18 protein-coding genes and 2 tRNA genes are annotated in these 26,466 nt (G+C 32.9%); 3 read left to right on the forward strand and 17 right to left on the reverse strand.

Translation table 11 applies throughout. The annotated features are described in order from the left end of the window. Positions 1-10: 10 nt before the first annotated feature. From HNP99_RS03635 to HNP99_RS03650, 4 genes are all read right to left on the reverse strand, one after another. Positions 11-2,848 (reverse strand): carboxypeptidase-like regulatory domain-containing protein, encoded by a 2,838-nt coding sequence (locus HNP99_RS03635; RefSeq protein ID WP_173851398.1) that lies wholly within the window; start codon positions 2,846-2,848, stop codon positions 11-13. 546 nt (positions 2,849-3,394) lie between these two features. Next, on the reverse strand, positions 3,395-4,609 hold the full coding sequence (locus HNP99_RS03640; RefSeq protein ID WP_173851400.1) for an MFS transporter: 1,215 nt from the start codon (positions 4,607-4,609) through the stop codon (positions 3,395-3,397). Positions 4,610-5,010: 401 nt separating this feature from the next. After that, complete coding sequence (locus HNP99_RS03645; RefSeq protein ID WP_173851402.1) at positions 5,011-6,054, reverse strand: Gfo/Idh/MocA family oxidoreductase; 1,044 nt, start codon at positions 6,052-6,054, stop codon at positions 5,011-5,013. A gap of 691 nt (positions 6,055-6,745) precedes the next feature. Continuing rightward, positions 6,746-7,813, reverse strand: coding sequence for an NADH:flavin oxidoreductase/NADH oxidase (locus HNP99_RS03650; RefSeq protein ID WP_173851404.1), 1,068 nt, complete (start codon positions 7,811-7,813; stop codon positions 6,746-6,748). 264 nt (positions 7,814-8,077) lie between these two features. On the opposite strand from HNP99_RS03650, the gene rseP reads away from it, so the two are divergent. The 3 genes from rseP to HNP99_RS03665 all read left to right on the forward strand — a co-directional run bounded on the left by rseP (position 8,078) and on the right by HNP99_RS03665 (position 10,202). Next, positions 8,078-9,421, forward strand: coding sequence for an RIP metalloprotease RseP (rseP, locus tag HNP99_RS03655; RefSeq protein ID WP_173851406.1), 1,344 nt, complete (start codon positions 8,078-8,080; stop codon positions 9,419-9,421). 234 nt (positions 9,422-9,655) lie between these two features. Further along, a tRNA-Asn gene (locus HNP99_RS03660) sits at positions 9,656-9,729 on the forward strand. A gap of 399 nt (positions 9,730-10,128) precedes the next feature. Beyond that, positions 10,129-10,202: transfer RNA gene (locus tag HNP99_RS03665), tRNA-Asn, on the forward strand. Between the two features lie 316 nt (positions 10,203-10,518). Here HNP99_RS03665 and HNP99_RS03670 read toward each other — a convergent pair. The 13 genes from HNP99_RS03670 to atpG form a co-directional block, all read right to left on the reverse strand. Further along, positions 10,519-13,659: a DUF3427 domain-containing protein gene (locus HNP99_RS03670; RefSeq protein WP_173851408.1), complete on the reverse strand. Its 3,141-nt coding sequence runs from the start codon at positions 13,657-13,659 to the stop codon at positions 10,519-10,521. Next, a complete protein-coding gene (locus HNP99_RS03675; RefSeq protein WP_173851410.1) occupies positions 13,656-14,042 on the reverse strand; it encodes a (deoxy)nucleoside triphosphate pyrophosphohydrolase in 387 nt (128 codons plus the stop codon). Before HNP99_RS03675 ends, HNP99_RS03670 begins: the two co-directional genes overlap by 4 nt. Positions 14,043-14,312: 270 nt before the next feature. Continuing rightward, positions 14,313-14,723 (reverse strand): DUF2452 domain-containing protein, encoded by a 411-nt coding sequence (locus HNP99_RS03680; protein WP_173851412.1) that lies wholly within the window; start codon positions 14,721-14,723, stop codon positions 14,313-14,315. Positions 14,724-14,882: 159 nt separating this feature from the next. Further along, entirely contained in the window at positions 14,883-16,940 is a 2,058-nt protein-coding gene (locus HNP99_RS03685; protein ID WP_173851414.1) for an ATP-binding protein, read from the reverse strand. A 384-nt stretch (positions 16,941-17,324) separates the two neighbouring features. Continuing rightward, the gene (locus tag HNP99_RS03690; RefSeq protein ID WP_173851416.1) at positions 17,325-17,780 is read right to left on the reverse strand and encodes a hypothetical protein; all 456 of its coding nucleotides are present in this window, start codon (positions 17,778-17,780) and stop codon (positions 17,325-17,327) included. A gap of 243 nt (positions 17,781-18,023) precedes the next feature. Continuing rightward, on the reverse strand, positions 18,024-19,277 hold the full coding sequence (locus HNP99_RS03695; protein ID WP_254596817.1) for a murein hydrolase activator EnvC family protein: 1,254 nt from the start codon (positions 19,275-19,277) through the stop codon (positions 18,024-18,026). Between the two features lie 59 nt (positions 19,278-19,336). Further along, positions 19,337-20,107, reverse strand: a complete 771-nt coding sequence (gene lolB1, locus HNP99_RS03700; RefSeq protein ID WP_173851420.1) for a lipoprotein insertase outer membrane protein LolB1 — start codon at positions 20,105-20,107, stop codon at positions 19,337-19,339. Between the two features lie 3 nt (positions 20,108-20,110). Then, the gene (locus tag HNP99_RS03705; RefSeq protein ID WP_173851422.1) at positions 20,111-21,457 is read right to left on the reverse strand and encodes a tetratricopeptide repeat protein; all 1,347 of its coding nucleotides are present in this window, start codon (positions 21,455-21,457) and stop codon (positions 20,111-20,113) included. A 65-nt stretch (positions 21,458-21,522) separates the two neighbouring features. Next, on the reverse strand, positions 21,523-22,539 hold the full coding sequence (locus HNP99_RS03710) for a sugar phosphate nucleotidyltransferase (protein ID WP_173851424.1): 1,017 nt from the start codon (positions 22,537-22,539) through the stop codon (positions 21,523-21,525). 107 nt (positions 22,540-22,646) lie between these two features. Beyond that, positions 22,647-23,081 carry a dUTP diphosphatase gene (gene dut / locus HNP99_RS03715; RefSeq protein WP_173851426.1) on the reverse strand — a complete coding sequence of 145 codons (435 nt, stop codon included), beginning with the start codon at positions 23,079-23,081 and terminating at the stop codon, positions 22,647-22,649. 150 nt (positions 23,082-23,231) lie between these two features. Continuing rightward, a complete protein-coding gene (locus tag HNP99_RS03720) occupies positions 23,232-24,698 on the reverse strand; it encodes a lipopolysaccharide biosynthesis protein (RefSeq protein ID WP_173851428.1) in 1,467 nt (488 codons plus the stop codon). Positions 24,699-24,991: 293 nt separating this feature from the next. Continuing rightward, positions 24,992-25,396, reverse strand: a complete 405-nt coding sequence (locus HNP99_RS03725; protein ID WP_173851817.1) for a GNAT family N-acetyltransferase — start codon at positions 25,394-25,396, stop codon at positions 24,992-24,994. A gap of 129 nt (positions 25,397-25,525) precedes the next feature. After that, on the reverse strand, positions 25,526-26,386 hold the full coding sequence (gene atpG, locus HNP99_RS03730; protein WP_173851430.1) for an ATP synthase F1 subunit gamma: 861 nt from the start codon (positions 26,384-26,386) through the stop codon (positions 25,526-25,528). Between the last annotated feature and the right edge of the window lie 80 nt (positions 26,387-26,466).

Here is a 26,466-nt window from a genome sequence, read left to right on the forward strand (position 1 = left end):
GTGTTTTTATTTATAAATTAAAAGATAGGTTTAGAAAAAATGTTCTTCCATATCCATAGTAATATTTACTTCCAAAAGAAGGGGTACCGCTAGCAACATCTTGGTCTAATTGCCTAAAGTTTCCATTTCTAGCTTGCTCATAACCTCCTGTTTTATATTTTAGATCTAAAACATTATTGATACTAATAAATAAACCAATATATTTTCTTTTTATTCTCCACGATTTTCCTCCTATTATGTTTAGCAAGAATAAATCTGGAAAACGTTCTTGTTTTAATAACTCACCGGCTCTTGCAGCTGTGGCTTCGGGAAAGGGGAATCCGCTTGCTGGATTTATATTAAAACTATTGGTTCTAGTAATGGATGAAAAATCGATGTAAGCATCCGTCAAGAAGTTAACATTTGTGGCAACCCACCAATATTTTGGGTCTCGATATTCTAGTCCAAAACTATAAGCTTGTTGTGGCATTCCTGGCTGTCTGTAATTTTTTAATAATGCCTTGCCAAAATCAAATGAAGGCTTTGTGTTTTCTACCGTTGCCAAAGCATCATTGCTTACCGTTAAATTAGGATTATTATCATAACTATTTTTTCCATACGCTGCTGCTAAAGTCACCTTGATTGTTGTAGTGAGTTGGTGTTCAAAACTCAACTCTACACCTATATTTTTTGTATCAATATCAGTAAGTGTCTGGCTAACAAAAGCATTTGTATTGGTATTTCCCGCTCCATTGTCAAAAATTCCTTCAGCATAAAAAAAAGAGGTTTTTGTAGCATCTTTCATCGCGATATAATAAGCTGAAAAACGCGCTTTAAACTTAGGTGCTCTAAATATATAGTTTAAATCTAAACTGTTTACAGTCTCACTATTGAGTCCGTCAAGGGTGGAATTATTTAATCGTGAATTAGGAAAAGTATTTCTTAAAGTTGGCGCTTTAGTAAGATGTGCGGCATTAAAATTTAACAGTTGCTTACCCGAAAATTTATAAGTCAGTCCACCTTTGAAACCAAAATTTTCGAAATTTATCTTTTGGCTTTTGCCAAAAGAAATGCTTTCATAGATTCCGTTTTTATACAAACCCTCCCTTTGATAATTGGTGCTTGAGAAAGTTTGTGCTAAGTAAAAATCGATTTTATCGTAAGAAAATTTAAACTGCGTAAAAGCATCTAATGTTGTTGCGTCAAAATTGTAGTTGTATCCATACTCATCCCCTACTTTAACTTGTCTGTTGGGATTATTTAAGTCGGCTTGTGCTTGTTTCCCTTTGTAAAAACCATCGATATCTTCAAAATAAGTTCCGCCTAATAAGTCTAACAATTTTTGATAGTTGTGCGATTTTAATTTTCTAAAAGTCGCTCCCACTTGTATGGATAGATTTTCATTTACCTGAGTATTAAAAACTGAATTAGCAACAAATAACTTATCATCAGTACGGTCTTCGTACAAAACATAATGACTTCTAGCTGGTTCGTAGGCTGTAATTGTTCCATTATTATCTAAAACAGCTGTTTGATTTGCACGGTATAACGCCTCCCAATCAATTTGCGGATTAGCTAAAAAAGCGGTTTTACTTTTCTCAGCATTTTCAAAATCTGGAGTAAAATCTCCTGAATATTCACCGTTGTCTTTAGCGTACAAAGCGCTAAAATAACTAGGTAGTTTTCTAAAATAGGTAGGGTCAGGACTATTTGCATTTTGATAATCTATTTTACTATTGCCTATTTGTCCAAATTGGTACATGACACTGGTATTAACATTAGAATGATCATTAATTTTAAAATAATGATTTAACATAAAAATAGGCTCTTTGATTGTCTTGACTCTTGAATTTCGTCTTTTACCGTTTTGATATCCCCAATAGGCATTGTATTTTTCGCTAGTCAAGCCAATAACCTCAGCAGAATTAGGTGAATTCTTACCTCTTTTATTAGGCGTATACATTCCTGTGAAGTTTATTGAATGCTGTTCATTTATTTTCTTTTCGACACCTATTAGTAAAGAACTAGCGTCATAAGTTGTTCCTTCAAAATGTCCTTCATTAGTAAATCTTTTTCCAGCAGAAATTACATACGCCCAACCGCTACTATTCATTCCGGAAGCATGTGTTGCCATAGCGCGCCAGTTATAATTTGTATTGGTTGCTGATAAAGTAATTCTAGTACCTGCCCTATAAGTTGAAGCACGGGTATTCATGTGTTGCGTTCCTAATACCCCACCAAAACTATAATCTGAAGGCGCTGTTCCTATTGTGAATTCTTGATTACGGGTGGCGTCATTTAGTCCACCCCAATTGCTCCATTGCGGTCGGCCGTCATAGAGTTTATTCATTGGTATACCATTGAGCATAATTATAGCTTGTTCTGTATTGAGTCCGCGCATTTTAAAACGCGCTTGTCCCCAATTAAAAGCGGCAGCTTGCTGAAAAACATCTTTGGAAGATTGCAACATTCCTGATATACTTTCAGACCCACTATTGTCTTCACTTAAATCGGTATCAAAAAGTCTAATTACAGTTGTTTGTAAATGGGTAATATCATCATCTTCTAAAATAACACTGCCTAAGTTTACCATTTGATTCTCAATAATTGACACTGGAAACAAGGCGTCTTTATAACCTTGATTATGAAAAAGCAATAAATGTTCGCCTACTGGAATGGTTTCAAAATTAAACGTTCCAGTTACAGTAGTTAATTGCATTTCGTTAGTGTTTTGAATAGTTACAACCACATACTGCAACGGTTGTTGTGTTTTAGCATCCAATACTTTTCCGGAAACTCCAGTTGGGTTTTGCGCCCATAAAAACCCCATTTGAAAAATAAAAAATAGTCTGATCAAGTTTTCTTTCATAAAGGATTCTAATTTAAAATTACGCGGTTTTATCCTAAAAATTTAGGAGTTGCACGGCAAATAGCCTATAAATAAAGTAGTAGGAATAGGGCAAAGCTGTGACTTGATAAAAACAGATAATGTTTTTAAATGAGAACGGATTTACAGCAAATTTGGGGATTGCAAAACCGTTGTGCGCTTATGGAAAGTGGTATTTATAAACGGACTAGAAAAGACTAAATTATTGATTTTCAGTGCGTAATATAAGTAAAATATTATGTAATTCAATATTTTGATAAGAATTTTATTCTAAAATAATAAAAAAAGATAATTAATAGCCGCTGATTTACTTTAAAATTTTAAAGTAAGCACTGTAATTTTGGTTTAATAAAAAAGAGCGTGGGTGCACTGCGGTTGCTGTCGAGAGAATTTAATTGTATGCACTAAACGACATCAATAATCCCGATGGAAACAGGTATCCTTTATTGCCAGGGTTTGGCAATAAAGATACTGTGTACAGCGGGACTGATTTTATTATGAAAAAATGACGTTGTATTCCTAAAAAAACTACTGGATGGCTTTTATTCGAGAAACCATTAATGCAATCAGGATTCCGAAAAGGCCTATAAAAGCAAATGAAAATCGCAAACCAAAGGCTTCAGCAATGTACCCAATTACGGGGGGTCCCATCAAGAATCCTAGGAAACTCACACTTGAAACTATAGTCAAAGCTTCTCCAGGAGGAACGGTGGTGTTTTTACCTGCCAGACTATATAAGGTAGGGACAATTGTTGAAACACCAAGACCTACTAGCATAAAACCGAGCATTGAAGGCACTAAATACGGAAAAATAACGGCGGTAAAGAGCCCTGTAGAAATCATGATACCGCTGGTTTGAATGACTTTTTTTCTTCCAAAACGCTGAATCAATCCATCTCCTAAAAAACGACCGCTGGCCATCATAACCATAAAGGAAGTATATCCTAAAATGATTAAAGAACCTGGTGCTTTTACGACATCCTTAAAGTAGAGTCCGCTCCAGTCAAACATGATTCCTTCACTGGCCATGCAACCAAAACCAATCACCCCAAGCCAAATTAAGGCGCTATCAGGTTTTATAAATAATTTATTGCTTTCGACTGTTTTAGGTCTTTCTTTTGCTTTGATTAAAAATTTATAATTGAAAGCAATTAGCGTCATTACAACAAATCCCACAATTAGAAAATGGTGGTATGGCGAAAAATTGAACGCGAGCATTCCTAAACCGATTAATGCTCCGGTGAATCCCGCAAAACTCCACATACCGTGAAAGGAAGCCATGATTGTTTTTTTGTATAATTTTTCGGTGTAAACGCCTTGGGTGTTGATGGCGATGTTGTTCATGTTTCCAAATAATCCAAATAGAAATAACCCAAAACCAAGTTGCCATGCGTTTGTAGCGAGTCCAATATTAGTAAGGCTAAAAGCATACATTAAAAGTGAAAATACTCCTATGCGGTGGCTCCCAAAACGAGTTACTAATTTTCCTGAAAAAGGCATCATTATTAACTGACCAACGGGAAGCGCAAAAAGAATGGTTCCTAAGTCAGCGTCACTTAAATGCAAGGCTACTTTGATGTCAGGAATTCTACTGGCCCAAGTGGCAAAACACAAACCCATCCCAAAATAAAATGCAGAAACTGCCCAGCGAATTCTCCTTAAGTAAGAGGTTTTAGCTTTCTTGTATGATTTTTTAAGCTTTCCTTCGGTTTTGAAGCGGTATATAAAATTTAAATCTATCAAATCGTTTTTCTTTTTTTTACTAATTCAATTGGCAAAAATACAAAAAAGGATTGCGTTATGTTTTGTTAATAGCAGTGCTACAATTAATTACATCGTTATTGTTTATAAATTTAATTTTAAAAAGTAGGCTTTTGACTTTAGATTCTTAAAATTTGGTGTCTGTTTTGTCAAATTGAGCGGAGTCGAGATTATTTTATTAGCGTTGGGTTTAAAAAAAAGGGGTTCGACTACGCTCAACCTGACCGTAAAGCGCAAAATGTTTTTTGACCACAGATTTAAAAACTCTCACAGATTAATCCTTCTAAATTCTTTAATTTGTGGCGATGAATGTTAGATCTGAAATGTGCTAGCCTTGAAAAAGGTTTCGACTCCGCTCAACCTGACAGTGAAATAAACTAATTTTATAGCGTGATAATTTGTTGTTGTGCACTGCTCTTGATTGCTGCTTCAATAATTTGCATGACTTGGGTTCCTTCTTGAGCAGTTACTGGCTCTGGAGCGTCATTCCTGATCGCATTGTAAACCCCATCAAAAAAGTCGTAATAGTTTCCTTGTAGTGTTGGAACTTTTTCACGAATTACTTTTCCATCCACCTCAGTGTGTAATACTCCTTGATTAGTTTGTGATTCAGTTCCCCAATAATCTAAGTTGGGTTTTTTACCTGATTTTAAATCGTCTTCTTGTACATCGCCTCGCGGTTTTAAGAAAGAGCCTTTTTTTCCGTGAAGAACGTAGGCTGGATTTGCTTCGCGGACAAAAAAACCTGCCTTTAAGCGGACTCTAAATTCTTTATAATACAGCAAAACATCTATGTAATCATCAACTTGTGTATGCTTTCGAGTCAGTCTTATATCCGCAAAAACACGTTGAGGAAAACCAAATAAATAAAGTGCTTGATCAATTAAATGCGGCCCTAAATCTTTCAAGATTCCAGCACCTTCATTTACCGTTTCTTTGTGTTGCTTTAAACTTAAATTAGGATTGTAACGGTCAAAATGGAATTCGGCTTCTACCAATTCCCCAAGTAAGCCGTCATTTACTATTTTCTGAACTGTTTTAAAATCACTATCCCATCTTCTGTTTTGGAAGACAGCGAGTTTTAGTTTTTTTTCTTTGGCTAAAGCCGATAATTCTTCGGCCTCTGCTACGGTTGTAGTAAATGCTTTCTCGACTATAATGTGTTTTCCTGCTTGCAATGCTTTTTTGGCATATTGATAATGTGTTGCTACGGGTGTATTTACGACTATGAGTTCTATAGTATCATTTTCTAGAATTGATTCTATGGTTGGAAAACTTGTTACTTCTGGATGATCATTTTGAATTAATTTTTTACTGCGCTCCCAAGAGCCTACCAGATCAAATCCTTCGTGAAGTTTGAGGAATGGTGCATGGAATACTTTTCCAGACATTCCGTAAGATAGTAGGGCTGTTTTTATTTTTTTCATGTTTTGTATTAGATTGTAATTGACATTGAACATAAAATGGTTTCAACTCCGCTCAACCTGACAACATCATTTTAACCAATTCTTAATTTAAAAAGCAAAGTACTCTCTACGTTTGTCATATCGAGCGGAGTCGAGATACTCTAGTAATTTCCTAATCAAAAATGGTTTCGACTCCGCTCAACCTGACAACATCATTTGAGCCAACTCTTAATTTAAAAGCAAAGCACTCTACGTTTGTCAAATCGAGCGGAGTCGAGATACCTTATTAATATCCTAATCAAAAATGGTTTCGATTCCGCTCAACTTGACTACATCATTTGAGCCAACTCTTAATTTAAAAAGCAAAGTACTCTACGTTTGTCATATCGAGCGGAGTCGAGATACCTTATTAATATCCTAATCAAAAATAGTTTCGACTCCGCTCAACCTGACAACATAATTTGAGCCAACTATTAATTTAAAAGTAAAGTACTCTTTAAGTTTGTCATATCAAGCGGAGTCGAGATACTCTATTAATGTCCTAATCAAAAATGGTTTCGACTCCGCTCAACTTGACAACATCATTTGAAACAACTCTAAATTTAAAAAAGCAAAGCACTTTATGTTTGTCAAATCGAGCTGAATCGAGATACTCTATTAATGTCCTACTTAAAAATGGTTTCGAGTCCGCTCAACCTGACCATAAAACGCCTTATTTCTTAGCTCTTTCATATTGTTTAGGCCATGTGATTTCGGCATCTAAATCGTGAGCGAAAGTCAATGCTAGATTAGGATCTCTTAATGATTCTCTGGCAAATAATACCAAATCTGCTTTTCCTGAGGATACGATTTCTTCGGCTTGGTGGGCTTCGGTGATTAGACCTACTGCTCCTGTTAGGATTCCCGCTTCTTTTTTAATTTGTTCTGCAAAAGGTACTTGGTAGTTGGGCGCTACAGGAATTTTTTGGTATGAAACCAAAGCTCCTGAAGAAACATCCATTAGATCCACACCTTTTTCTTTTAAGATTCTAGAAAGTTTTACAGACTCTTCGGCATTCCAGCCTCCTTCGGCCCAGTCAGTCGCTGATATTCTCACAAACAAAGGTAGGTTTTCAGGCCATTCTGATTGTACTGCAGCAACAACCTCAAGCGTAAGACGGATTCGGTTTTCAAAATTCCCTCCATATTCATCTGTTCTCACATTTGATAAAGGCGACAAAAACTGGTGTAATAAATATCCGTGTGCGGCGTGCACTTCCATTACTTTATACCCCGCTTCAACTGCTCTTTTGGTGGCAAGTTTAAAGTCGGTTACAACTTTTTCAATCCGTTTTTTGTCTAAAGCAACAGGAGCTGGCTCGTTATCGTGGTAACCAATTGTAGATGGCGCAACGGTTTCCCATCCACCTTGAGTGGCGTCTAACTTTTTATTGCCTTCCCAAGGTGTAGACACACTCGCTTTACGACCTGCGTGTGCTAATTGAATTCCAGGAACCGAATTTTGACTTTCGATAAATGCGTTAATTTCGCTAAATTTTTCTATATGTGCATCGCTCCATATTCCTAAATCACCTGGAGAGATTCGGCCTTCGGGAGCAACGGTTGTTGCTTCTTGTATAATTAATGCGGCACCTCCTATGGCGCGACTTCCTAAGTGAACCAAGTGCCAGTTAGTTGCAAAACCGTCTGTAGCCGAATATTGGCACATTGGCGCAATAGCAATTCGGTTTTTGAAAGTAATGTCTTTTATTTTGATGGGTGTGAATAATTGTGATGCCATAATAATGTGTGTTTTTATAAAGTTTTAATCGTGCAATTTTGTAGTGTTATAAAAAATGGGAATCAAGATTCTCTTTCAAAACAAGAAAATTTAAATTACTGTTTTTAAAACCGCTCAAAAAGTAAAGTTAGTAGACCTAGCCGAAACTTGAAACTGGTTTTCTATTAATTAACAAACATTTAAAGTCTTATGGAACAATTATTGCAAAATAAACAAATAGAAAACCTTACTTTTGTGAGTTATAAAAAGAATTAAAATTTAAAAATGGATCTATTTATCAAGCTTTCTCAATTTTTATTGAGCTTATCATTACTTATTATACTTCACGAATTAGGACATTTTATTCCTGCTAAGTTATTTAAAACCAGAGTCGAAAAATTCTATTTATTTTTTGACGTTAAATATTCCCTTATAAAAAAGAAAATTGGTGAAACGGAATATGGTATCGGGTGGTTGCCTCTGGGTGGTTATGTAAAAATCTCAGGAATGATTGATGAGAGCATGGACAAGGAGCAAATGGCTTTGCCTCCACAACCATGGGAATTTAGATCTAAGCCAGCTTACCAACGTTTAATTATTATGTTAGGTGGTGTAACGGTTAACTTTGTATTAGCGTTCATTATATATATTGGGATGGCATTTGCTTATGGTGATACTTATGTAGCTAGTGCTGATTTTAAAGACGGTATGCTTATTGAAAATCCTGCAATGATTAAAGCGGGTTTCAAAACAGGAGACAAAATTCTTGCTGCTGATGGAAAACCAATCTTGAAATTTGACAATGATATTACCATGAAAATTATCATGGCTAAAAAAGTATTGATTGAAAGAAACGGAATCAAACAAGAAATTAACATGCCAATTGATTTAGTAGATCAGTTGTCTAAATATGAAAAAAGTTCTTTGATTGCTACTCGTACTCCTTTTGTAATAGGTGCTATTGATGATAAATCTCCTAATACAAATTTAAAACCAAAGGATTTAATTACCTCTTTGAATGGGCAAAATACAAGATATTTTGATCAAGCTAAAGTAATTTTAGAAAGTAATAAAGGAAAAACAATTCCTGCAACAGTATTACGTAATCAAAAAACTGAAAATATTACATTACAAGTTTCGAAAGAAGGAACTGTAGGGGTAAATCGTGGTGGCCTTAGCATAGAATCACTAGAGAAACTAGGATATTATAAAGTAAGTACCACTGAATATAGTTTCTTAGAAGCAATACCATTTGGGATCACAAGAGGTAAGGACCAATTAATAGGTTACGGAAAACAATTAAAAATGATTTTTAGCCCAAGTACAGGTGCCTATAAACAAGTAGGTGGTTTCAAGGCTATTTTTGATATTTTTCCTGAAACTTGGAGCTGGGAAACTTTTTGGAGAATTACGGCAATTTTATCAATCATGCTTGGGGTAATGAACTTATTACCTATCCCTGCACTTGATGGAGGACATGTAATGTTTTTATTATATGAAATAATTTCAGGTAAAAAACCATCAGATAAATTCCTAGAGAATGCACAAATGGTTGGTTTTGTTTTACTTATAACATTGTTATTATTTGCTAACGGAAACGACATTTACAAAGCCATTGTAGGCCGATAAAAAAAAATAAAAAAATAGTATTTTTTACTTGCAGATATCAAATTTAGACCTATCTTTGCACCGCTTTACAACTGAAAAACATTTCAAAATAAAGCATTAAAAAAGGTTAAAACGTTCTTTATAAAAGAAACAGTAAAATATACAGTTTCCTTCTTAGCTCTTCCGATAGCTATCGGAAGGTTAGAACATCAGAAATGATGAAAAACATTATAAGAAACAGTAAAATATACAGTTTCCTTCTTAGCTCAGTTGGTTAGAGCATCTGACTGTTAATCAGAGGGTCCTTGGTTCGAGCCCAAGAGAGGGAGCTTTTTAAAAGCCTGACAGCAATGTCAGGCTTTTTTGTTTTTAATTGATAAATAATAATATATAAAATAGGATCCTTTCTTGCCCCAATCGCTGGCGGGACAAGAGAGGGAGCTTTTTAAAAACCTGACAGCAATGTCAAGCTTTTTTTGCATTAAATTCAAAAAAAATTATTGTTAGTTAAATTTTTTATTGCTGCAATATCTATTTCATAACCATTACTTTAAGTCTAAAAAAGCTATTAAACACTGCTTTTACCGCGCAAATCTTAGCATACTCATCATAGCAGCGCTTGCAAATATCAAATTTAATAGTATCTTTGCACCTCTCAATTACTGATAACAAAATCAGTTAGAGATTTAGATTGAAATCTAATTTCATCTACAATAACACATACAGTTTCCTTCTTAGCTCAGTTGGTTAGAGCATCTGACTGTTAATCAGAGGGTCCTTGGTTCGAGCCCAAGAGAGGGAGCTTTTTAAAAAGACTTTACAGCAATGTAAAGTCTTTTTTGTTTTTAATTGATAAATAATATTGATAATATAACAAGCCCCGATAGCTATCGGGAGGAGCTTTTAAAAAGACTTTACAGCAATGTAAAGTCTTTTTTGTTTTACATACTTTCATATAAAAACATACAGCAACTTTACTCTTCTTTTATTTCCAGGAGCTACTTGCTGCCTTTCATTCCATTCTTATTAATAGCCCTTGCTTTAGGAGTTTTGTTGCAGTCAGGGCTAGGGGAATCATCTACTCAATAAAATCACCCACTTAACTAATCGCAAAAGTATTAACCAACAGACATTTTAGCAGATTCTTTCCACAGGTAATTTGGCATTGGTTCGCTCAATTCCCATTTAATACTCATAGGTTTAGAACCTTCTGTCTCTTTAAAGATTCCTTCACCAATGAATACATAACCCATCGTGTTTCCGTTTTCATCATTTGCCTTCTCTCTAACAAACAGTAAAATTTTTTTATTTATATCTATATGATTTATATAGGACATCCCTTTGGTTGTCTCCGGCCCATAAGCATTGTGAGATTGCCAATGAAATAAAGTTTCACTGATTGCATAATCATCATACATAGTCGTAGGCGAGAAATTCTCTTCAGATTTAATTAAATTAATAAAGAGTATTTCTGTATTTAATTTTTTATTCTCAGCTGCTCCTTCTCTATTTGAAGATTTTTTATCGAATGTACTTAATCCGAACGCCACTAAAATTTGATCCCTAGTATACCTAGCGTGTAACTTCAAAGGCTGATTGTATGGTAACTGAATCTCTACTTCTTTAAACCCAACTTTATCAATTAATATCTCTAGAACTTCAATTATTTCGTTAACCAGAATTTGATTTTTCCCTATTTGATTTATACTTTTTTCTAAAGAATCAAAACCTCCAGCTCTTTGCCATACATCATAATGCAACATCAACAACATGGTTTTTTGATTTTCATTGAAATCATTAATACTGATATTAAAATCTTGTTTTGCAATCTTTAAAATGAAATTGAAATAACTCGTAGAATTGGTAGATAACCATTTATTACTAATTGCTGAATATATTTGCTTTTCATTTATGTTTTCAAAATCTTCAATTACTCCAGCTCTTTGACACAATCTTGACCAACTATCTTTTTTGTAAATAGCTTCAATTGAAATATGGTTTAACGTTATGAAATTATTTAATGTTAAAGGTAAATTAGTTTGATGTTGGAAATTTACAATTTTGGTTATTAGCTGATTTACATTTAAAGATGTCGCCTTTTTTATGTTCTCAAGAATAGTTTCTTTCGTCTTTTTCTCTAAAACTATTGAACAGCCTAAAGGCAAATGAGGAAAATCATCTTCAATTTCTTTTTGAACTGAAGTAGTTGTTTTCCCTATCAGTGCTCTAAATTTACTTTCAAAATCATATTCAGGTCTTGAATTACCAACAAAATCTAAGACTGTTAAACAATCTTTTCCTTCCGACAGGCGTAAACCTCGACCCAATTGTTGAAGAAAAACCGTTAAACTTTCAGTTGGTCTCAGAAATAAAACCGTATCAATTTCAGGAATATCTACTCCTTCATTAAAAATATCAACAACAAATAAGTAGTTGAACTCTTTATTCTTAAATCGACTCCTAATGCTATCTCGATCACCGGAGTTTCTAGATGATAGACTTTCTGCTCTTAGACCTGCTAAATTGAATTTTTCAGTCATAAAAATTGCATGTTCAATTGTAACGCAAAAACCAATTGCACGAACATCATTTATATCATTTGTGTATTTATCAAGGTTACTAATTATCTCTCCAACACGGATATCGTTTTTAGTGTACAAATTAGTCAATTCACTAGCTACATATCTTCCTTTCTCCCATTTCACGTTAGTTAAATCAATACTATCCGTTATTCCAAAATACTGAAATGGACTTAATAGTTTTTTATTTAATGCTTCTGGTAGTCTAATTTCAGCTGCAATACGATTACAGAAATCTTCCAAAATATTTTCACCGTCCATTCTCTCAGGTGTGGCGGTCAATCCTAAAAGTACTTTCGGTTTAAAATAATCTATAATTGGTCTATAAGTAGATGCCGAAATATGATGCACTTCATCAACAATTATAAAATCATAGTATTCAGGTGTTAGATTTATATTTTTTAGCCTATTATTTAAAGTCTGAACTGATGCAAAAACGTATTCATTAGTATTTGGTTCAATTCCATCAACCCATAAATCCCCAAAATTATTATCTTTTAAAACTCCTTGAAATGTAGCTTTTGCTTGTTGCAAAATTTCTTTTCTGTGAGCAACAAAAAGTAGCTTTGACGATTTATTACTTTGTCTAAAATTTTTATAATCAAATGCGGAGATTACGGTTTTTCCAGTTCCCGTAGCCGCAACTAAAAGATTCCTATTTCTATTATGAATCGTTCTTTCAACTTCTAATATCTCAAGTATTTCGTTTTGATATGGGAAAGGTTTTATATCAAAAAAAGAAGTTGTAAACGCATATTCTTTTGAAAATTTACCTTGTTTAAGCGCATCTACTAATTTCTCTGAGTGAATACTCCTATCATATAATTCAAAGTCAATATTTTGCCAATACGCTTCAAATGTTTTTTTAAATTTATCTATAATATGACCAACTTCTTTAGTTGTAACTTTTAAATTCCATTCTAAACCATCCGTTAATGCGGAACGAGAAAAATTAGATGAACCGATATAGGCTGTATGAAATTCTGAATTTCTTTGAAACAAATAAGCTTTTGCATGCAATCTCTCATTGCCCGTATTATATGAAACTTTTACTTCTGTATTTTCTAAAGAAGCTAAAAACTCAACAGCTTTAGCGTCGGTCGCTCCAATGTAAGTCGTTGTAATTACTCTTAATTTTCCGCCACGACCAGTAAACTCCCTTAACTCGCGTTCTAGAATTCTAATTCCTTTCCATTTTATAAAAGAAACTAACAAATCAATTCTATCTGATGATAAAATCTCCTTTCTTAACTCACTTTCAAGAGTTGTACCCGAATTTCCTCCAGTAAAAAGCTCACTGTGAATTAATCTGGTGTATGGAGTAATTTCTTTTAAATGTAAATCTAAATCAGTAAAATGAGCATCAACTTTAGTAAAAACAGCTTTTAGAATTTTACCTTCTGTTTCTATTAAATCATCAGCAAACTCCTCTTTATTTAATTCCTCTTTTAGAAATAAAATTATCTTGTTTGCAATTTCTATTTGTGTTTCTAATATATCTTCGCCTTTAATTAAAGTAAATGCATGTTTAATTGTTTTACCTATATGTTGCGATAATATTTGAGCTGCCTCTGCTTTATCAATTGAAGTCTTTTTAACTTGAAAACTATCTTTATCTAAATCGTTTATCTTACTATTTATTAGCTTGGTAACTAACTCTTCATATATTCCTTGATTCATAATTCAAGTTTTAAAAATTCTTCTACAATCGGTATATCTGCTTCTGCCCAATCTAAATTCAACAGTTCTGATTTATCTATTAATTTATATGCCTTATGTTCTAATAATACAATTTTACCAGAAACATAATTGGCTAAAAACGGAATAAGATTTATTTGAAAATTCCCATAATCGTAATTACTATTTGGAAGTTTTTGAATAATTTTAATTTCAATATTAATTTCTTCTCTAATTTCTCTTTTTATACAATCAATTTCACTTTCGTTTCCTTCAATCTTTCCGCCAGGAAATTCCCATTTCAATGGCAACTTCATCTTTTCACTTCTTTGAGTAACCAGAATTTTATCTTTCACAGTTATAATAGCACAGGTAACTTTAAGCATAATTTATATAATTTTAAGCTAGAACTACAAAAATCAACATTTTTGGTAAATCAACTTAACTGATAAGTTGTTTTGTAAAAGTAATCTATTGCTCATGATATAAAATGATGCTGTTATTCAATTTATATAATTTGATAACACTAATGCCTTTTAAAAGGAAGTTATAACCAATTAATCAATACAAATCTTTGTTGAAAAAAAAAAGACAATCAAAACATATAGTATTGATTGTCTTTTTCTTCATGAATGACTATTTATTTAAAAACAACCCTACACCCTATTCCCATCAAGCACCACCCACTTTTTATCGCTGTTCAACTTAAAGGTACCAATGTGTTCTCTATTCCATTCTAGCGGGCTAATTAGCGAAAGAAAGTTAACGCCTGAAGCATCACGGTACAAATGGTAGATTTCGCCTATTACGGGCTCAAATGAGAACTTAGCGCTATACACTAATTCGTTCCACTCGTATTCTTCCATTAACTTTTGGTACTGTAGTTTGAGTTCGTTGAATTTATTTCCCAGCTCCTTATTTACATTTTCGATTCCTCTACTCTTCCAGGATACCACGTCGTCAATGCGTATTGCAGGTGCGCCTACATTTGTAGCATAGGGTAAAACATTAGCATGGTATCCTTCATTAGTACTGTAAACGACATTATCTGGCTTTTTATCTTGCATGGAACGGTATCTTAAATAATTGAAATGAATTATTGTTTAACTAAATTAAAACAAAGTTAAACAAAAAAAATAAATCAAACTAATAATTTCATAAATCGGCACTAAAAAACACACAGCAAAAGCGCTTAAAGCAATCTTATAAAACGACATTAATTGGTATTAATCAGGAATTGTATTTGTGATTGGTATGGTAAAACTAAAAGAACTTCCGTGGTCTGGTTTACTACTCACCGTGATTCTACCACCTAGTTTTTCAACAAAATCTTTACAAAGGACCAAACCTAATCCGGTTCCTTCTTCATGACTGGTTCCTAGTTTTGACTTTTTATAATCAACTATAAAAAGATTATGTAAGTCGGCAGTAGCAATTCCTATTCCGTTATCATTTACTGTAATTTTTACAAATTTCCCCACTACCTCTGCTTGAATCGTAATGCCTCCTTTAGCGAACGAAAATTTAATGGCATTAGAAATTAAATTCCTAATGATTGTTGCTACCTTGTTTTTATCAGTAACAACATTCAAATCACTGGCAACTTGATTCTCTATTGAAATCTCTTTTTGTAATGCTTGGATTTCCAATAATTTTAATTCCTCATTGATTAATTTATAGAGTGAAAGCTTTTTGTTTTTTAGTGGTTTTTCCTGGTCAATTGCCCAGACCAATACATCATTTAGAATTTCGGATGCTTTAGTAGCAGATTCTTTTATAACATTCAAAAAAATAACGTGCTCTTCCTCATCATATTCATCATCATTTTGAAGCATCATATCAGTAAAGGCTTCAATAGAACTCAACGGGTTTTTTAAATCATGTGCAATAATCTTAAAGAGTTTATTTTTAGTATTATTTAGGTCGCTCAAATAATCATTTTGTACTTGAACATCATCCTTTAAAGTATTAATTTGATCCGACTTTGTTTTAAGTAAAGCGTATATTTTATTCTTTTCTTTTTGTTGGTAAAACAAGAATATAATTAAGGAAATTAGTACTAGCGTAATAAATATTAAAAGGTAGGTTATGTTCCTCCTAGTTTGCAATTTTGAGTACACGCTTTCGTTTTTTAGCTTTAGCTTATTTATTTCAAACTGTGAGTTCTCTAGTTCGTTTAAACTCTGAAATAACTGAATTTTTTTTTGATCTATATTCCTAAAAGAGCGCTCATTGATTACGATATACTCATTTTTTAATTGCAAGGCTTTAGCATGCTTACCCGTTTTTTCATAAATATTTGAGAGCGCGAGCACATTTAGTGCCTGAATCTCCATGTCTCCATGAATTTTAGCATAGTTGATGCTTTTATTAGAAAATGTAATTGCTTCATTATAAAACCCTTGTTTGAATTTGGCTTCAGCTATATTGAGGTAGATTAATGCATGCAGGATTTTTACATCCATTTTTTCAGAAATAGCTAAGGATTTTTCGAAAAATAAAAGGGCTCTATTGTAGTCTTTTAAATGAATGTAGCAATCGCCTAGGTTATTGTAATTAATTGCTAGATTGTATTCATCTTGTTTGTATTTTAAACTAGCAATCGATTTATTGTAGAGTTCGATTCCTTTTTCAATTTCATTATTGTCTGCGGTTACATTTGCTATATTAATGTATGAAGAGGAGATCCCTTTATAATTTTTATATTTTAAAAATATCGCCAGGGCTTTATTCAAATAGCCCAAGGCAACTTTATCATTTTTGTTACCATAGATTGTTCCAATACCGTTGTAACAAAAGGCTACCCCAATATCGTTATTGTCCTTTCTATAGGAATTTAATGCTCTTAAAAAGTATTTAAAAGCAATGTCTTCTGAGTAAACATAATAATACGATTCGGCTAGGTAATAATTTAGTTTGCTTAAGTTCTTACTGTCTTTAGAATTTTCATAAAAAATAAGCGCTTTATTAAAGGTTTTTATTGCTTCAAAATATTCATAATTCTTCCAGTAATAGATTCCTTTTACTAAAAAAACTTTTGCAATTTGTTCCTGAGATGCTAAGATAGTAGCTTTTTCAATTGCTTTTTTAAAAAACAATTGCGCGTATTTATCTTTAGAAAAAGAATATTGAACCGCTTTAGTCAAATAGGCATCTATCGTTAAGGTATCCTTTATAAATTCTTCATCAATAGTAACTTCGCTGTAGGTTTTAGCTTTTATATACTGACCAATCGCAAAGTGGGGTATCACGAGAAGCAGAATAATCCATAATGTTCTTTTCATTCACTTTTTTTACTACGTAGGAAATAGCATTCCAACAATAAAATAATTATAATGCGAATATAACCTTAAATATTAAATAGTTATCCTAATTAATATATTAAAAAAAACAATATTTAATAGTTTTACAACATAAAACCTTCACTTTAACGATAAAAAAAGTATTTGGACTATAAAATGGAGCATATTAGTGCTGCCACTTATAAAGTAAAAAACAGCTTTAGGTAACGTTTACCAATACTTTTATATAACGTCATGACGCTATAACCAGTGGCAAAGTTCGTGACCGATATTTTTCGGCTACTGCTAAAGTTATTGCGGAACGTGATTTTATAACAGATTTTGTCATTAGTTATAACGGATGTTGGGAGATGGTTTTTTTTTAAATTAATTTTTCTTTAACAACTTTGTACTATAACTAAATTCACAATCACCATTTCCATTATAACCCATTGCTCCCCATTTACCATCATTATAATATTCCATTTTGTAAACCAAAAGAATTGAATTTTTTGAGTAAATAAGAATTTGATTTGTTATTTTAAATTTATCAAATGGTATATTGAACATTATGTTATCATATCCTTCATTTTTGATTATCCTATTTTCTATCGTATCATTTTTATCGACAAGAATTATTCGTAATTCGGCATTATGTTTTTCATAAAAGTCGTCAATTCTGATCAAAGGATTATCAGTAACAAATTTCATATTTTTACAATTTTCATCATCTTCAGTACTCCGTTCTCTACTTGTAATCATTCCATAATAAAACCAACCAAAAATCAGCAAAATAATAGCAAATATTCCGAAGATAAATGTTAAACATCCTTTAATTTTCATTTGTTGCTTGATTAGGTTATTGAATTCTCTTTCGATTTATCAAAATCTCTGCCTATTACTTAATAGCCAATAAGAGTAAATTTATAATCTGTTATTGCATTAGGACGGCGTAAGTTGTGACAAAAACAGCTTGTACTATATTGTAGTAATTTTATGTGTTAAATACGACTAATTCCATTTGCTACAGCAAAAAAAAGCCTCGTTTTAAAGCTATAAAACGAGGCTTTTACATATTATAAAAGATTACTTAGGAGACAACCATCCTTTAGGATCTGTATATGTAGTATTTTGAAGTAATAGAAATTTAATTACTGTTTTACCCGTGTCTCCATTCGTTCTAACACGTCCTATTGTTTGCTTTATGCTCACTTTATCACCTTTACTTACGGATACGGAGCTCAAATTTTGATAAATTGTAAAGTAATCTCCATGTTGTATCATCACCGCTTTGTTCACCGGTGAAAGAACCATAACACTAGCTACCTCACCTCCAAAAACTGCAAGTGCACTTGCGCCATCATTTGTTGTGATTTCGACACCACTATTGTGAATTACAAGCGTATTGTAAATAGGATGTGCTTGATCTCCATAACCTAATGATATAAAACCTTTTTCAACAGGCCAAGGCAAGTGACCACGGTTAGCTCTAAAATTATCAGCAATGAGTTTGGACTCTGGCGTTAATTCAATTCTAGATGATGATACGGGTTCTTTGGCTACTGTAGCAGCAACTTCTTTAGGTGTTGCATTTGATTTCTCGGCAAGTGCTTTTGCTTTTGCTTTCTCTAATGCTGCTTTTCTATTGGCTTCAGCAATGGCTTCTCTAATTAAGCGATCAATTTGCTTGTCTATTGTTTTAGATTCTCTTTGTTTTTTTCGAATATCAGAAACGATTCTATTTTTATCTTTCTTGATTTCGTTAACCAATTTTTCTTGTTCTACCTTTTCTTTTTCTAATACAACACGCTCTTTTACATTCTCAGCTAGTAGTTTTTGTTTAACTACTTTCTGGCCGTTTAGCTTTTTATTGGTAACCACTAAATCCGTAGATTTTGAATTTATTTCTTCACCTTGCGCCTTTCTAAAATTAGTGTATTGTTTTAAATATTGTGCTCTTTTATAGGCTTGTAAAAAAGTTTCTGACGATAAAATAAACATAGCACGACTTTGCTCTGACCTGCTTTTATAAGATTTCACAATCATCTTTGCATAATCCTGTTTTAAAACAACAAGTTCTTTATTTAGTTTGTTTATTTTCAATTGATTCAAATACATATCGTTAGCTAACAATTTAGTTTGCTTTTCGGTAGTACTGATTAAGTTTTCTTTAAGTCGGATTTTATTTTTTTGAATCATAAAAACATTCATCGCCGACTTTTCCTTCGACTTAACCGACTTTAATAACGCTTCGTTATCACGAATCTCTTTTTGAATTTGTGCCTTTCTTTGTTCCAACTTTTCTTGTTGGGTAGATTGACTCCACAAAACCGAAGTCATGCATATACAAATTAGGCTAAGGAAAAATTTTGGCATCTTAAAAAAATATTTTGGCAAATTTACTTAATTATAACTCTATTATAACCATTTGGAACGCTATATGGAAAAGAAAGTTCTTCATTAAAGGAAATAGTATTGTAATCCAGACTAATTTCAGCCTTTCCTTCCTTTTGATAACTGTTAATCACCACATTTGTAGGCATTGCATATTCGTTAAAAATCTTATTATCGGCATAAGCAATTTGAATCATTCTAGATTCTTTTGTTTGCGTGATCTCTTGTTTTTTTACTTTAAAATCAGTTGCGTCAATATAAAAAGTTTTCTTCGTATTACCTTTTTCGGCATCATCTAAACGGTATAATTGTTCCACTAGTGATTCAATGTATTTCCCTTTAGACAAATCGTCTAATGCTTCGCCAGTTAGCATGTTTTGTACTTTGCCATAATCAAGATCTGTTCCTAACCATTTACTTAATGAACTAAAGTCACCTTCAAAATAAGTGCCTTTAATTTTCTCGTAATAACTAACAGATGTAGGTGTTATAGAAGCTTTGGCCATAGTGATTCCTAAAAAACGAATGCTAACTAAAATTTGCTCGTCTTTTTTAATTCTGATTTCAGCAGTTACATTTTGCGTTTGTTTTTCATCAGCATAGCGCACGCTCGATTTAATGTATAAAGTAGTATACTCTATTTTATTACTATAATGTTTGTCAATTATTGTTTTTGCTTTTAGGAATGTTGCCGGTTCAGTGGCATCAGTAACAACTGACTTTGCCTTACATGCAACCATTAAAACGAGGACTATTAAAGCGGCTATTTTTTTCATAATTTAATTATTTTTTAATAATTGGTTGGCTTTAGAAAAATAAAATTCTTTCTTTTTCATATCGCCCAATCCGTTGTAAGCTTCGCCTAACTGAATATTAAAATTTATTTCTAAAGGCACATCTTCTACTAAGTAATCTTGTCCTGATTCTAGAACGTCCTTAGCTTTTTTAAATTGTGTTAGCTGGTTGTACGCCAATCCCTCAAAGTAATAAAACTGTGGTTGAGCAGGAAAAACGGATATCATTTCATCAGCAAGCTTAGCCACTACATCAAATTTTTTAACCTCAGTATATGCTTGAAGCAAAAGTAAATTTGTTTCGAGATCTACTGTTTTACTTTTTTTAATGGCTTTTTCATAAAGAGCTATCGCTTTATCCCATTGTTTTTTATTGTGGTAAAATTTTCCAATTTCCAGAGCCACATTAACATCCGGATCTGTATCAAAATAATTAATTGCTTTGTCTAAATCAGCACTATACTGCGGATTTTTATTTACATAAAGTAAGAACTCATTTAAAACACGGTGCTTAATTTTAGAATCTATTTGCGTACTCGCCAAAACAATATTCATGGATTGAACCGCTTTTTGACCTTCATTATTTTCTAAATAATTCTTGAATAAGCTAACATGCGCCCACTCTGAACTTGGAATCTCACTTTCAAGTTTATTAACTGTTTGGGTAACTTTTTCCAGATTATTATTCTTCGAATAAAGGTAGATTAACGAAATATAGTTCCCTTCTTCTTTTGGGTTCTTTGCAATTAGCGCTTCAAGATTACTAATCTCAGCACCTTGATATTTGGGCTGCGATAAAATTTGAATTTTATACAAATCCCTTCTATCCGTAGCTCCTGTAGTTTCATTAAGTTCATTGATTAAATCTAATGCCTTATCAAACTGAGCCGTATTCATGTAAAGTGACGTAAGGTCTTCTTTAAATTTTGGATCAAAAGTGATTAATTTGTTAATCGTAAAAATGGCATTAGCATAATTTTTAGTAGCATAATCAACATCATACATTCCTACCCAAAACCATTTGTTAGTCGCATCAATTTTTGTGGCTTGTTCAAACGAGCTATAGGCATTTTTATATTCTTTAAGCGCCAAATAATTTTTTCCTAATTCAAAAAAAACAGTCGCATTCTGGGGTTCTATTTTTAAACATTGCTCTAGGGAAACGATTGCTTTATCATAATTTTCGATTCCTTTTTGTTTTAATGATTCATAAAAATAATCTTGAAATTTATCTACATCTTGTTTGATATCTTCTGGTTGTATTTGTGCCAATAGCAAATTAGAATTGCTTAGCAAAACAAGAAACAGCAATAAGAGTGTTCTATTTTTCATATTTATTTTATAAAACACCTACACTACAATGCGTGCAAATTTACGCATTGTAGTGTAGGTATTGTTTATTCTAAAACCGAATAATCTCCAATACTAATACTCGTGAAATCACCATCATAACTAACATGGTTTCCTATCATGGCATTGTCTAGTTTAGCATTACTAATATGCGAATGTGTTTGCACTAAACTATTCACAATCGTACTGTTAGTCACGTGACATCCTTTACCAAGTGATACATTAGGCCCTACGGTAGCATTAGTTAATATAACATCATCACCAATATAACAAGGGGGAATAATTGTTGCATTATCTAATCGTACGTTTGCAGCAACTAAATTTACTTGATCTTTATCTAAAAATCCTAACATTCTAGAATTAGTTTCTACCGTTACGTTTTTATTTCCGCAATCCATCCATTCGTCTACGCTACCTGTTTTAAAAACTTTACCGTTGTTCATCATGGCTTTGATACCATCATTGATTTGGTATTCGCCTCCGTTTTGAATATTATTATCCAATACGTTTTGTAATTCTTTTTTTAAATCAGCCACTTCTTTAAAATAGTAAATCCCAATAACAGCTAAATCACTAACAAACTTCGCTGGTTTTTCAACTAGTTCTGTGATCTCATTATTGGCATTCATTTTAACCACACCGTAAGCTTCTGGCTCATCAACTTGTTTTACCCAGATAACAGCATCAGCAGCAGGGTCAAGATCAAAATCAGCCCTGATCAAAGTATCTGCATAAGCGATTACCGCTGGTCCTGACAAAGATTCTTTGGCACACATAATCGCGTGACCAGTTCCTAATGGTAAGTCTTGGCGGTAGATTGATGCTTTGGCACCTAATCCTTCAGCAAGATTTTCTAAACTTTTTACTACATCGTCACCAAAAAATGCTTCATCACCAAGGATAAAAGCAATTTCTTCAATAGGTTCTTTTAATATTTTGGCAATATCTTGAACTAAACGGTGTACTATAGGTTGACCTGCAACCGGAATTAAAGGTTTAGGAACTGTTAATGTATGTGGACGTAAACGCGAACCACGTCCAGCCATAGGAACTATTATTTTCATATTTATCCCCCTAGCCCCCAAAGGGGGAACTCCTATTAGGGGTCAATAGGCTTTATGTTAATATTTATTTTATATACGTTTTACTTCCCCCTTCGGGGGTTAGGGGATTACTTTACTCCTGTGCTACCAAAACCGCCTTCTCCTCTTGAAGTTTCTGATAATTCTTGTACTTCAATCCACTCAGCGCGGTCGTGTTTTGCAATAATTAGCTGTGCGATTCTCTCGCCGTTGTTGATTACAAAATCTTGATTGGATAAATTTACTAAAATCACGCCAATTTCTCCTCGGTAATCAGCATCAATCGTGCCAGGACTGTTCAAAACTGTAATTCCGTTTTTGAATGCTAAACCGCTTCGTGGTCTTACTTGTGCTTCGTAGCCAATAGGTAGTTCGATAAAAAGTCCCGTTTTTACAGCAGTTCTTTCTAATGGTTTTAATGTGATTGACTCTAATAAATTAGCTCTTAAATCCATTCCTGCCGATGCTATGGTTTCATAGTTTGGTAAGGTATGTTGCGATTTATTGATGATGTTTATTTTCATTATAATTTTTTTTATTAAAGGGACTGGTTTCTGTGTGCCCGTTTTGTATTTTATTTTAGCCCTGATGGAAGCGGTATCCTTTTCTTGACTTTTTAGGAAAGAAAAGATATAGCGTACAGCAGGAAATAGCTCCTAAAAACTACAGCGCTATTAGGAAGGTTTTTTATTAATTATTTTTAGTAATGTTGCTTTTTCGTTGTGATAAATAAAATAAAGGAAGCTTATTAACAACCCAATTCCAACATAATAATTCTCTCTGTATCCATAAAAGGATATTGCTGAAAACAAAATTGAAACAAATAGATAACCTCCAATCTTTTTTAAATCATAGGGTATTGGATAGTATTTATTACCTAAATAATAGGAGATTACCATCATACTCCCATAAGCTGCAATGGTTGCAATCGCTGAACCGTAGTAGCTCATACTGGGGATTAAGAGGTAATTAAGCACTAAGGTGATTAGCGCACCTACGATAGAAATGTAGGCCCCTATATGTGTTTTGTCTATTAATTTGTACCAAACAGAAAGGTTTGTGTAAATGCCTAAGAAGAAATTAGCTAAGATTATTAAAGGTACCACTTTCATAGCCACCCAATACGAAGAATCTTGAATCATTAGTAGTTTGAACAAATCAGCAAAAACAATTACCGATAACAATATAAACGAACCAAAGATGACAAAATATTTTGTTACCATGGCATAAGTTTGTGGTGCATTTTTATCAGAAGCGTGACTAAAGAAAAAGGGTTCAATACCTAAAGTATAGGCCGTTCTATACAAAACCATAAACAACCCTAGTTTATAACAGGCCGAATATACCCCTACTTCAGAGTCAGCTATGTTAGCGGGTAATAATTTAGCTAATAATATTTTATCAAATTGTTCGTTGATTGCAAATGCAATTCCAGCCACCAAAATAGGTAATCCATAGCGCATCATTTGTTTCCAAAGCACAAAATCGAATTTCCATTTAAGTAAAAAATAATTGGGTGACAATACTAAAAAAGTCAACAGACTTGCAATAATATTAGCTAGAAAAATATATCCTATTTGGAAATTTTCAATATATATCGAACTTAAAAATCCATCAGGATTATTGTGAACAATCTTGGGTAAGTAGAGTAAAAATAACACACTCAGTATTAAATTTACAAAAACATTCCCAATTTTGATTGCCGCATAAACCATTGGTTTTTGGGTCGCTCTTAATTTTGAAAACGGAATGATTACTAAGGCATCTAATGCCAATATCCAAATTGTGTAACCAATATATTGAGCATCTATTCCTGACCAATCAGCCAGCGCTGTACGGTAAAGTAATGCAACGAACAAAAATGTTATAGTAGTCCAAAAGATTGAAACCATGGTAGTTTCTATGACAACATCTTTATTTTTTTCTTTATTATAAAATCTAAAAAAAGCAGTTTCCATCCCGTATGCTAAGATCACATTGAAGAATATCATGTAAGCGAAGATTATGGAAACTTTTCCATATTCTGCTTTTGGTAATAAATTAGTATAAAGTGGCACAAGCAAAAAACTGAACATTCTAGGTAAAACTGTTGCCAGCCCATAGATAGCAGTTTGCTTAAAAAGATTTTTATATAATCCCAATGGTTGTCTTATTTATTTTTAGAGAACAAAAATAACTAAATCTTTGGTTTAAACACGGAACGATCGTTAATCATTCTTTTTCATTTATGTTAATGATTCTATAAAAAAAGGTTTTCCTTTTAATTTAAGAGACCAACATGGATTGATTTGGTTTAAAATTGGATTTAGATTTACTTATTGGTAGGCGTAATTGCATCCTCTTTAAAATACCCTTCAAAAGTTCTATTGTTTATAATCAGATAAAAAGCTAACGGTAAAAAAGCATCATTATGATTTTTAGTAACTCTTTTGATTTAGCTTAATCCCTCTTCATTTATCATTTTTATAAAATGAAACCCTTTAGGAATATATCCTTGATTAAAATAAAACCGTTGCGCAGTAAAGTTATTAGTGTAAGCATCAAGAACGATCATCGTACAAGCTTCATCCTTAGCTTTCATAGCTAAATAATCAGTCATCATTTTTCCTAAACCCTTAGAGCGATGTTCAGGATGAACAATAAAATTATCGATTTCAATGTACTTACCTGACCATAACTTAGTTCCTGTCCAAAACCCAGTAACGGCAATACAAATATCGTTTTCATATACTGCAAGCTGTTTGTAGTTGTGCGGAACCATTTCTTGAAGATAGGATTCGTATTTTTCAATAGCGAAAGTTGGATACAGAAATCGCATTAGTTCAATATTATCAACCATTTCGGCTACGGTGGTAAGTTCTTTTAGTAACAAGGAGTGCTGAATTAAATTATTTAAGAACTATAAAATTAATCAAAAAAAAAGAGTCTCGCATTGCGAGACTCTAAATATCTTATAAAAAAATTTTTATTATCCTTTCAAAGCTTCTGCTCCACCAACAATCTCTAAGATCTCGTTTGTAATGGCAGCTTGACGTGCTTTGTTGTAAGTTAATTTCAATTGATTTCTCAACTCAGTAGCATTATCAGTTGCTTTGTGCATTGCAGTCATACGTGCTCCGTGCTCAGAAGCAAATGAATCACGAATACCTTTGTACAATTGCATCTTCAATGATTTAGGAATCAAAGTTAATACAATTTCTTCTTTTGAAGGTTCGAAAAGATAATCTCCAGTAGAAGCAACAACATCAGATTGTATTGGTGCTAACGGTAAAAACTGCTCTATTTGAATAATTTGTGTTGCTGCATTTTTAAATTGATTGTAGATCAACTCAATTTTATCATATTCACCAGTAACAAATTTCTCTGTTAATGTATCAGCAATAGCAGCTACATTATCAAAAGTTAAACTGTCATATACGGCACTTTCGTTAGCAATTACAGTATTCGTTTTAGTCAAAACATCGTTTCCTTTTTTTCCTATTGCAAAAATATCAACTTGCTTTCCAGCATAGAATTCCATGCGGCTTTTAGCACCTTTAATTGCATTAGTATTAAAAGCTCCAGCTAATCCTCTATTAGAAGTAACCACTACTAGCAACACTTTATTAATCTCGCGTTGTGTAGTAAAGTCACCCCCTACTTCACCTTCAAGTGTAGCAGAAAGATTCTGTAGCAATTCCGTTAACTTTTCGGCATAAGGGCGCATTGCAGTAATCGCATCTTGTGCTTTTTTCAGCTTTGCAGCAGAAACCATTTTCATCGCAGATGTGATTTGCATCGTAGATGAAACGGAAGTAATTCTATTACGGATTTCCTTTAAATTTGCCATTGTCTTTTTAAGTATTAAATAGTAAGTATTAAGTAATAAGTAAAGGCAAAACCTTAATACTTACTACCTAATACTTAATA

The organism is Flavobacterium gelidicaeli (genome assembly GCF_013294005.1).
In the GTDB taxonomy this organism is placed as follows: Bacteria; Bacteroidota; Bacteroidia; order Flavobacteriales; family Flavobacteriaceae; genus Flavobacterium.

What these genes read in the sequence shown, in the direction of transcription:
- dut (WP_173851426.1), bottom strand. Translation starts at nt 23,081, where the DNA reads ATGAAAATAAACATCATCAATAAATCGCAACATACCTTACCAAACTAT.
- atpG (WP_173851430.1), bottom strand. Translation starts at nt 26,386, where the DNA reads ATGGCAAATTTAAAGGAAATCCGTAATAGAATTACTTCCGTTTCATCT.
- lolB1 (WP_173851420.1), bottom strand. Translation starts at nt 20,107, where the DNA reads ATGAAAAAAATAGCCGCTTTAATAGTCCTCGTTTTAATGGTTGCATGT.
- HNP99_RS03650 (WP_173851404.1), bottom strand. Translation starts at nt 7,813, where the DNA reads ATGGCATCACAATTATTCACACCCATCAAAATAAAAGACATTACTTTC.
- HNP99_RS03685 (WP_173851414.1), bottom strand. Translation starts at nt 16,940, where the DNA reads ATGAAAAGAACATTATGGATTATTCTGCTTCTCGTGATACCCCACTTT.
- HNP99_RS03695 (WP_254596817.1), bottom strand. Translation starts at nt 19,277, where the DNA reads ATGACTTCGGTTTTGTGGAGTCAATCTACCCAACAAGAAAAGTTGGAA.
- HNP99_RS03670 (WP_173851408.1), bottom strand. Translation starts at nt 13,659, where the DNA reads ATGAATCAAGGAATATATGAAGAGTTAGTTACCAAGCTAATAAATAGT.
- HNP99_RS03680 (WP_173851412.1), bottom strand. Translation starts at nt 14,723, where the DNA reads ATGCAAGATAAAAAGCCAGATAATGTCGTTTACAGTACTAATGAAGGA.
- HNP99_RS03705 (WP_173851422.1), bottom strand. Translation starts at nt 21,457, where the DNA reads ATGAAAAATAGAACACTCTTATTGCTGTTTCTTGTTTTGCTAAGCAAT.
- HNP99_RS03645 (WP_173851402.1), bottom strand. Translation starts at nt 6,054, where the DNA reads ATGAAAAAAATAAAAACAGCCCTACTATCTTACGGAATGTCTGGAAAA.
- HNP99_RS03725 (WP_173851817.1), bottom strand. Translation starts at nt 25,396, where the DNA reads ATGGTTGATAATATTGAACTAATGCGATTTCTGTATCCAACTTTCGCT.
- HNP99_RS03635 (WP_173851398.1), bottom strand. Translation starts at nt 2,848, where the DNA reads ATGAAAGAAAACTTGATCAGACTATTTTTTATTTTTCAAATGGGGTTT.
- HNP99_RS03690 (WP_173851416.1), bottom strand. Translation starts at nt 17,780, where the DNA reads ATGAAAATTAAAGGATGTTTAACATTTATCTTCGGAATATTTGCTATT.
- HNP99_RS03675 (WP_173851410.1), bottom strand. Translation starts at nt 14,042, where the DNA reads ATGCTTAAAGTTACCTGTGCTATTATAACTGTGAAAGATAAAATTCTG.
- HNP99_RS03710 (WP_173851424.1), bottom strand. Translation starts at nt 22,539, where the DNA reads ATGAAAATAATAGTTCCTATGGCTGGACGTGGTTCGCGTTTACGTCCA.
- rseP (WP_173851406.1), top strand. Translation starts at nt 8,078, where the DNA reads ATGGATCTATTTATCAAGCTTTCTCAATTTTTATTGAGCTTATCATTA.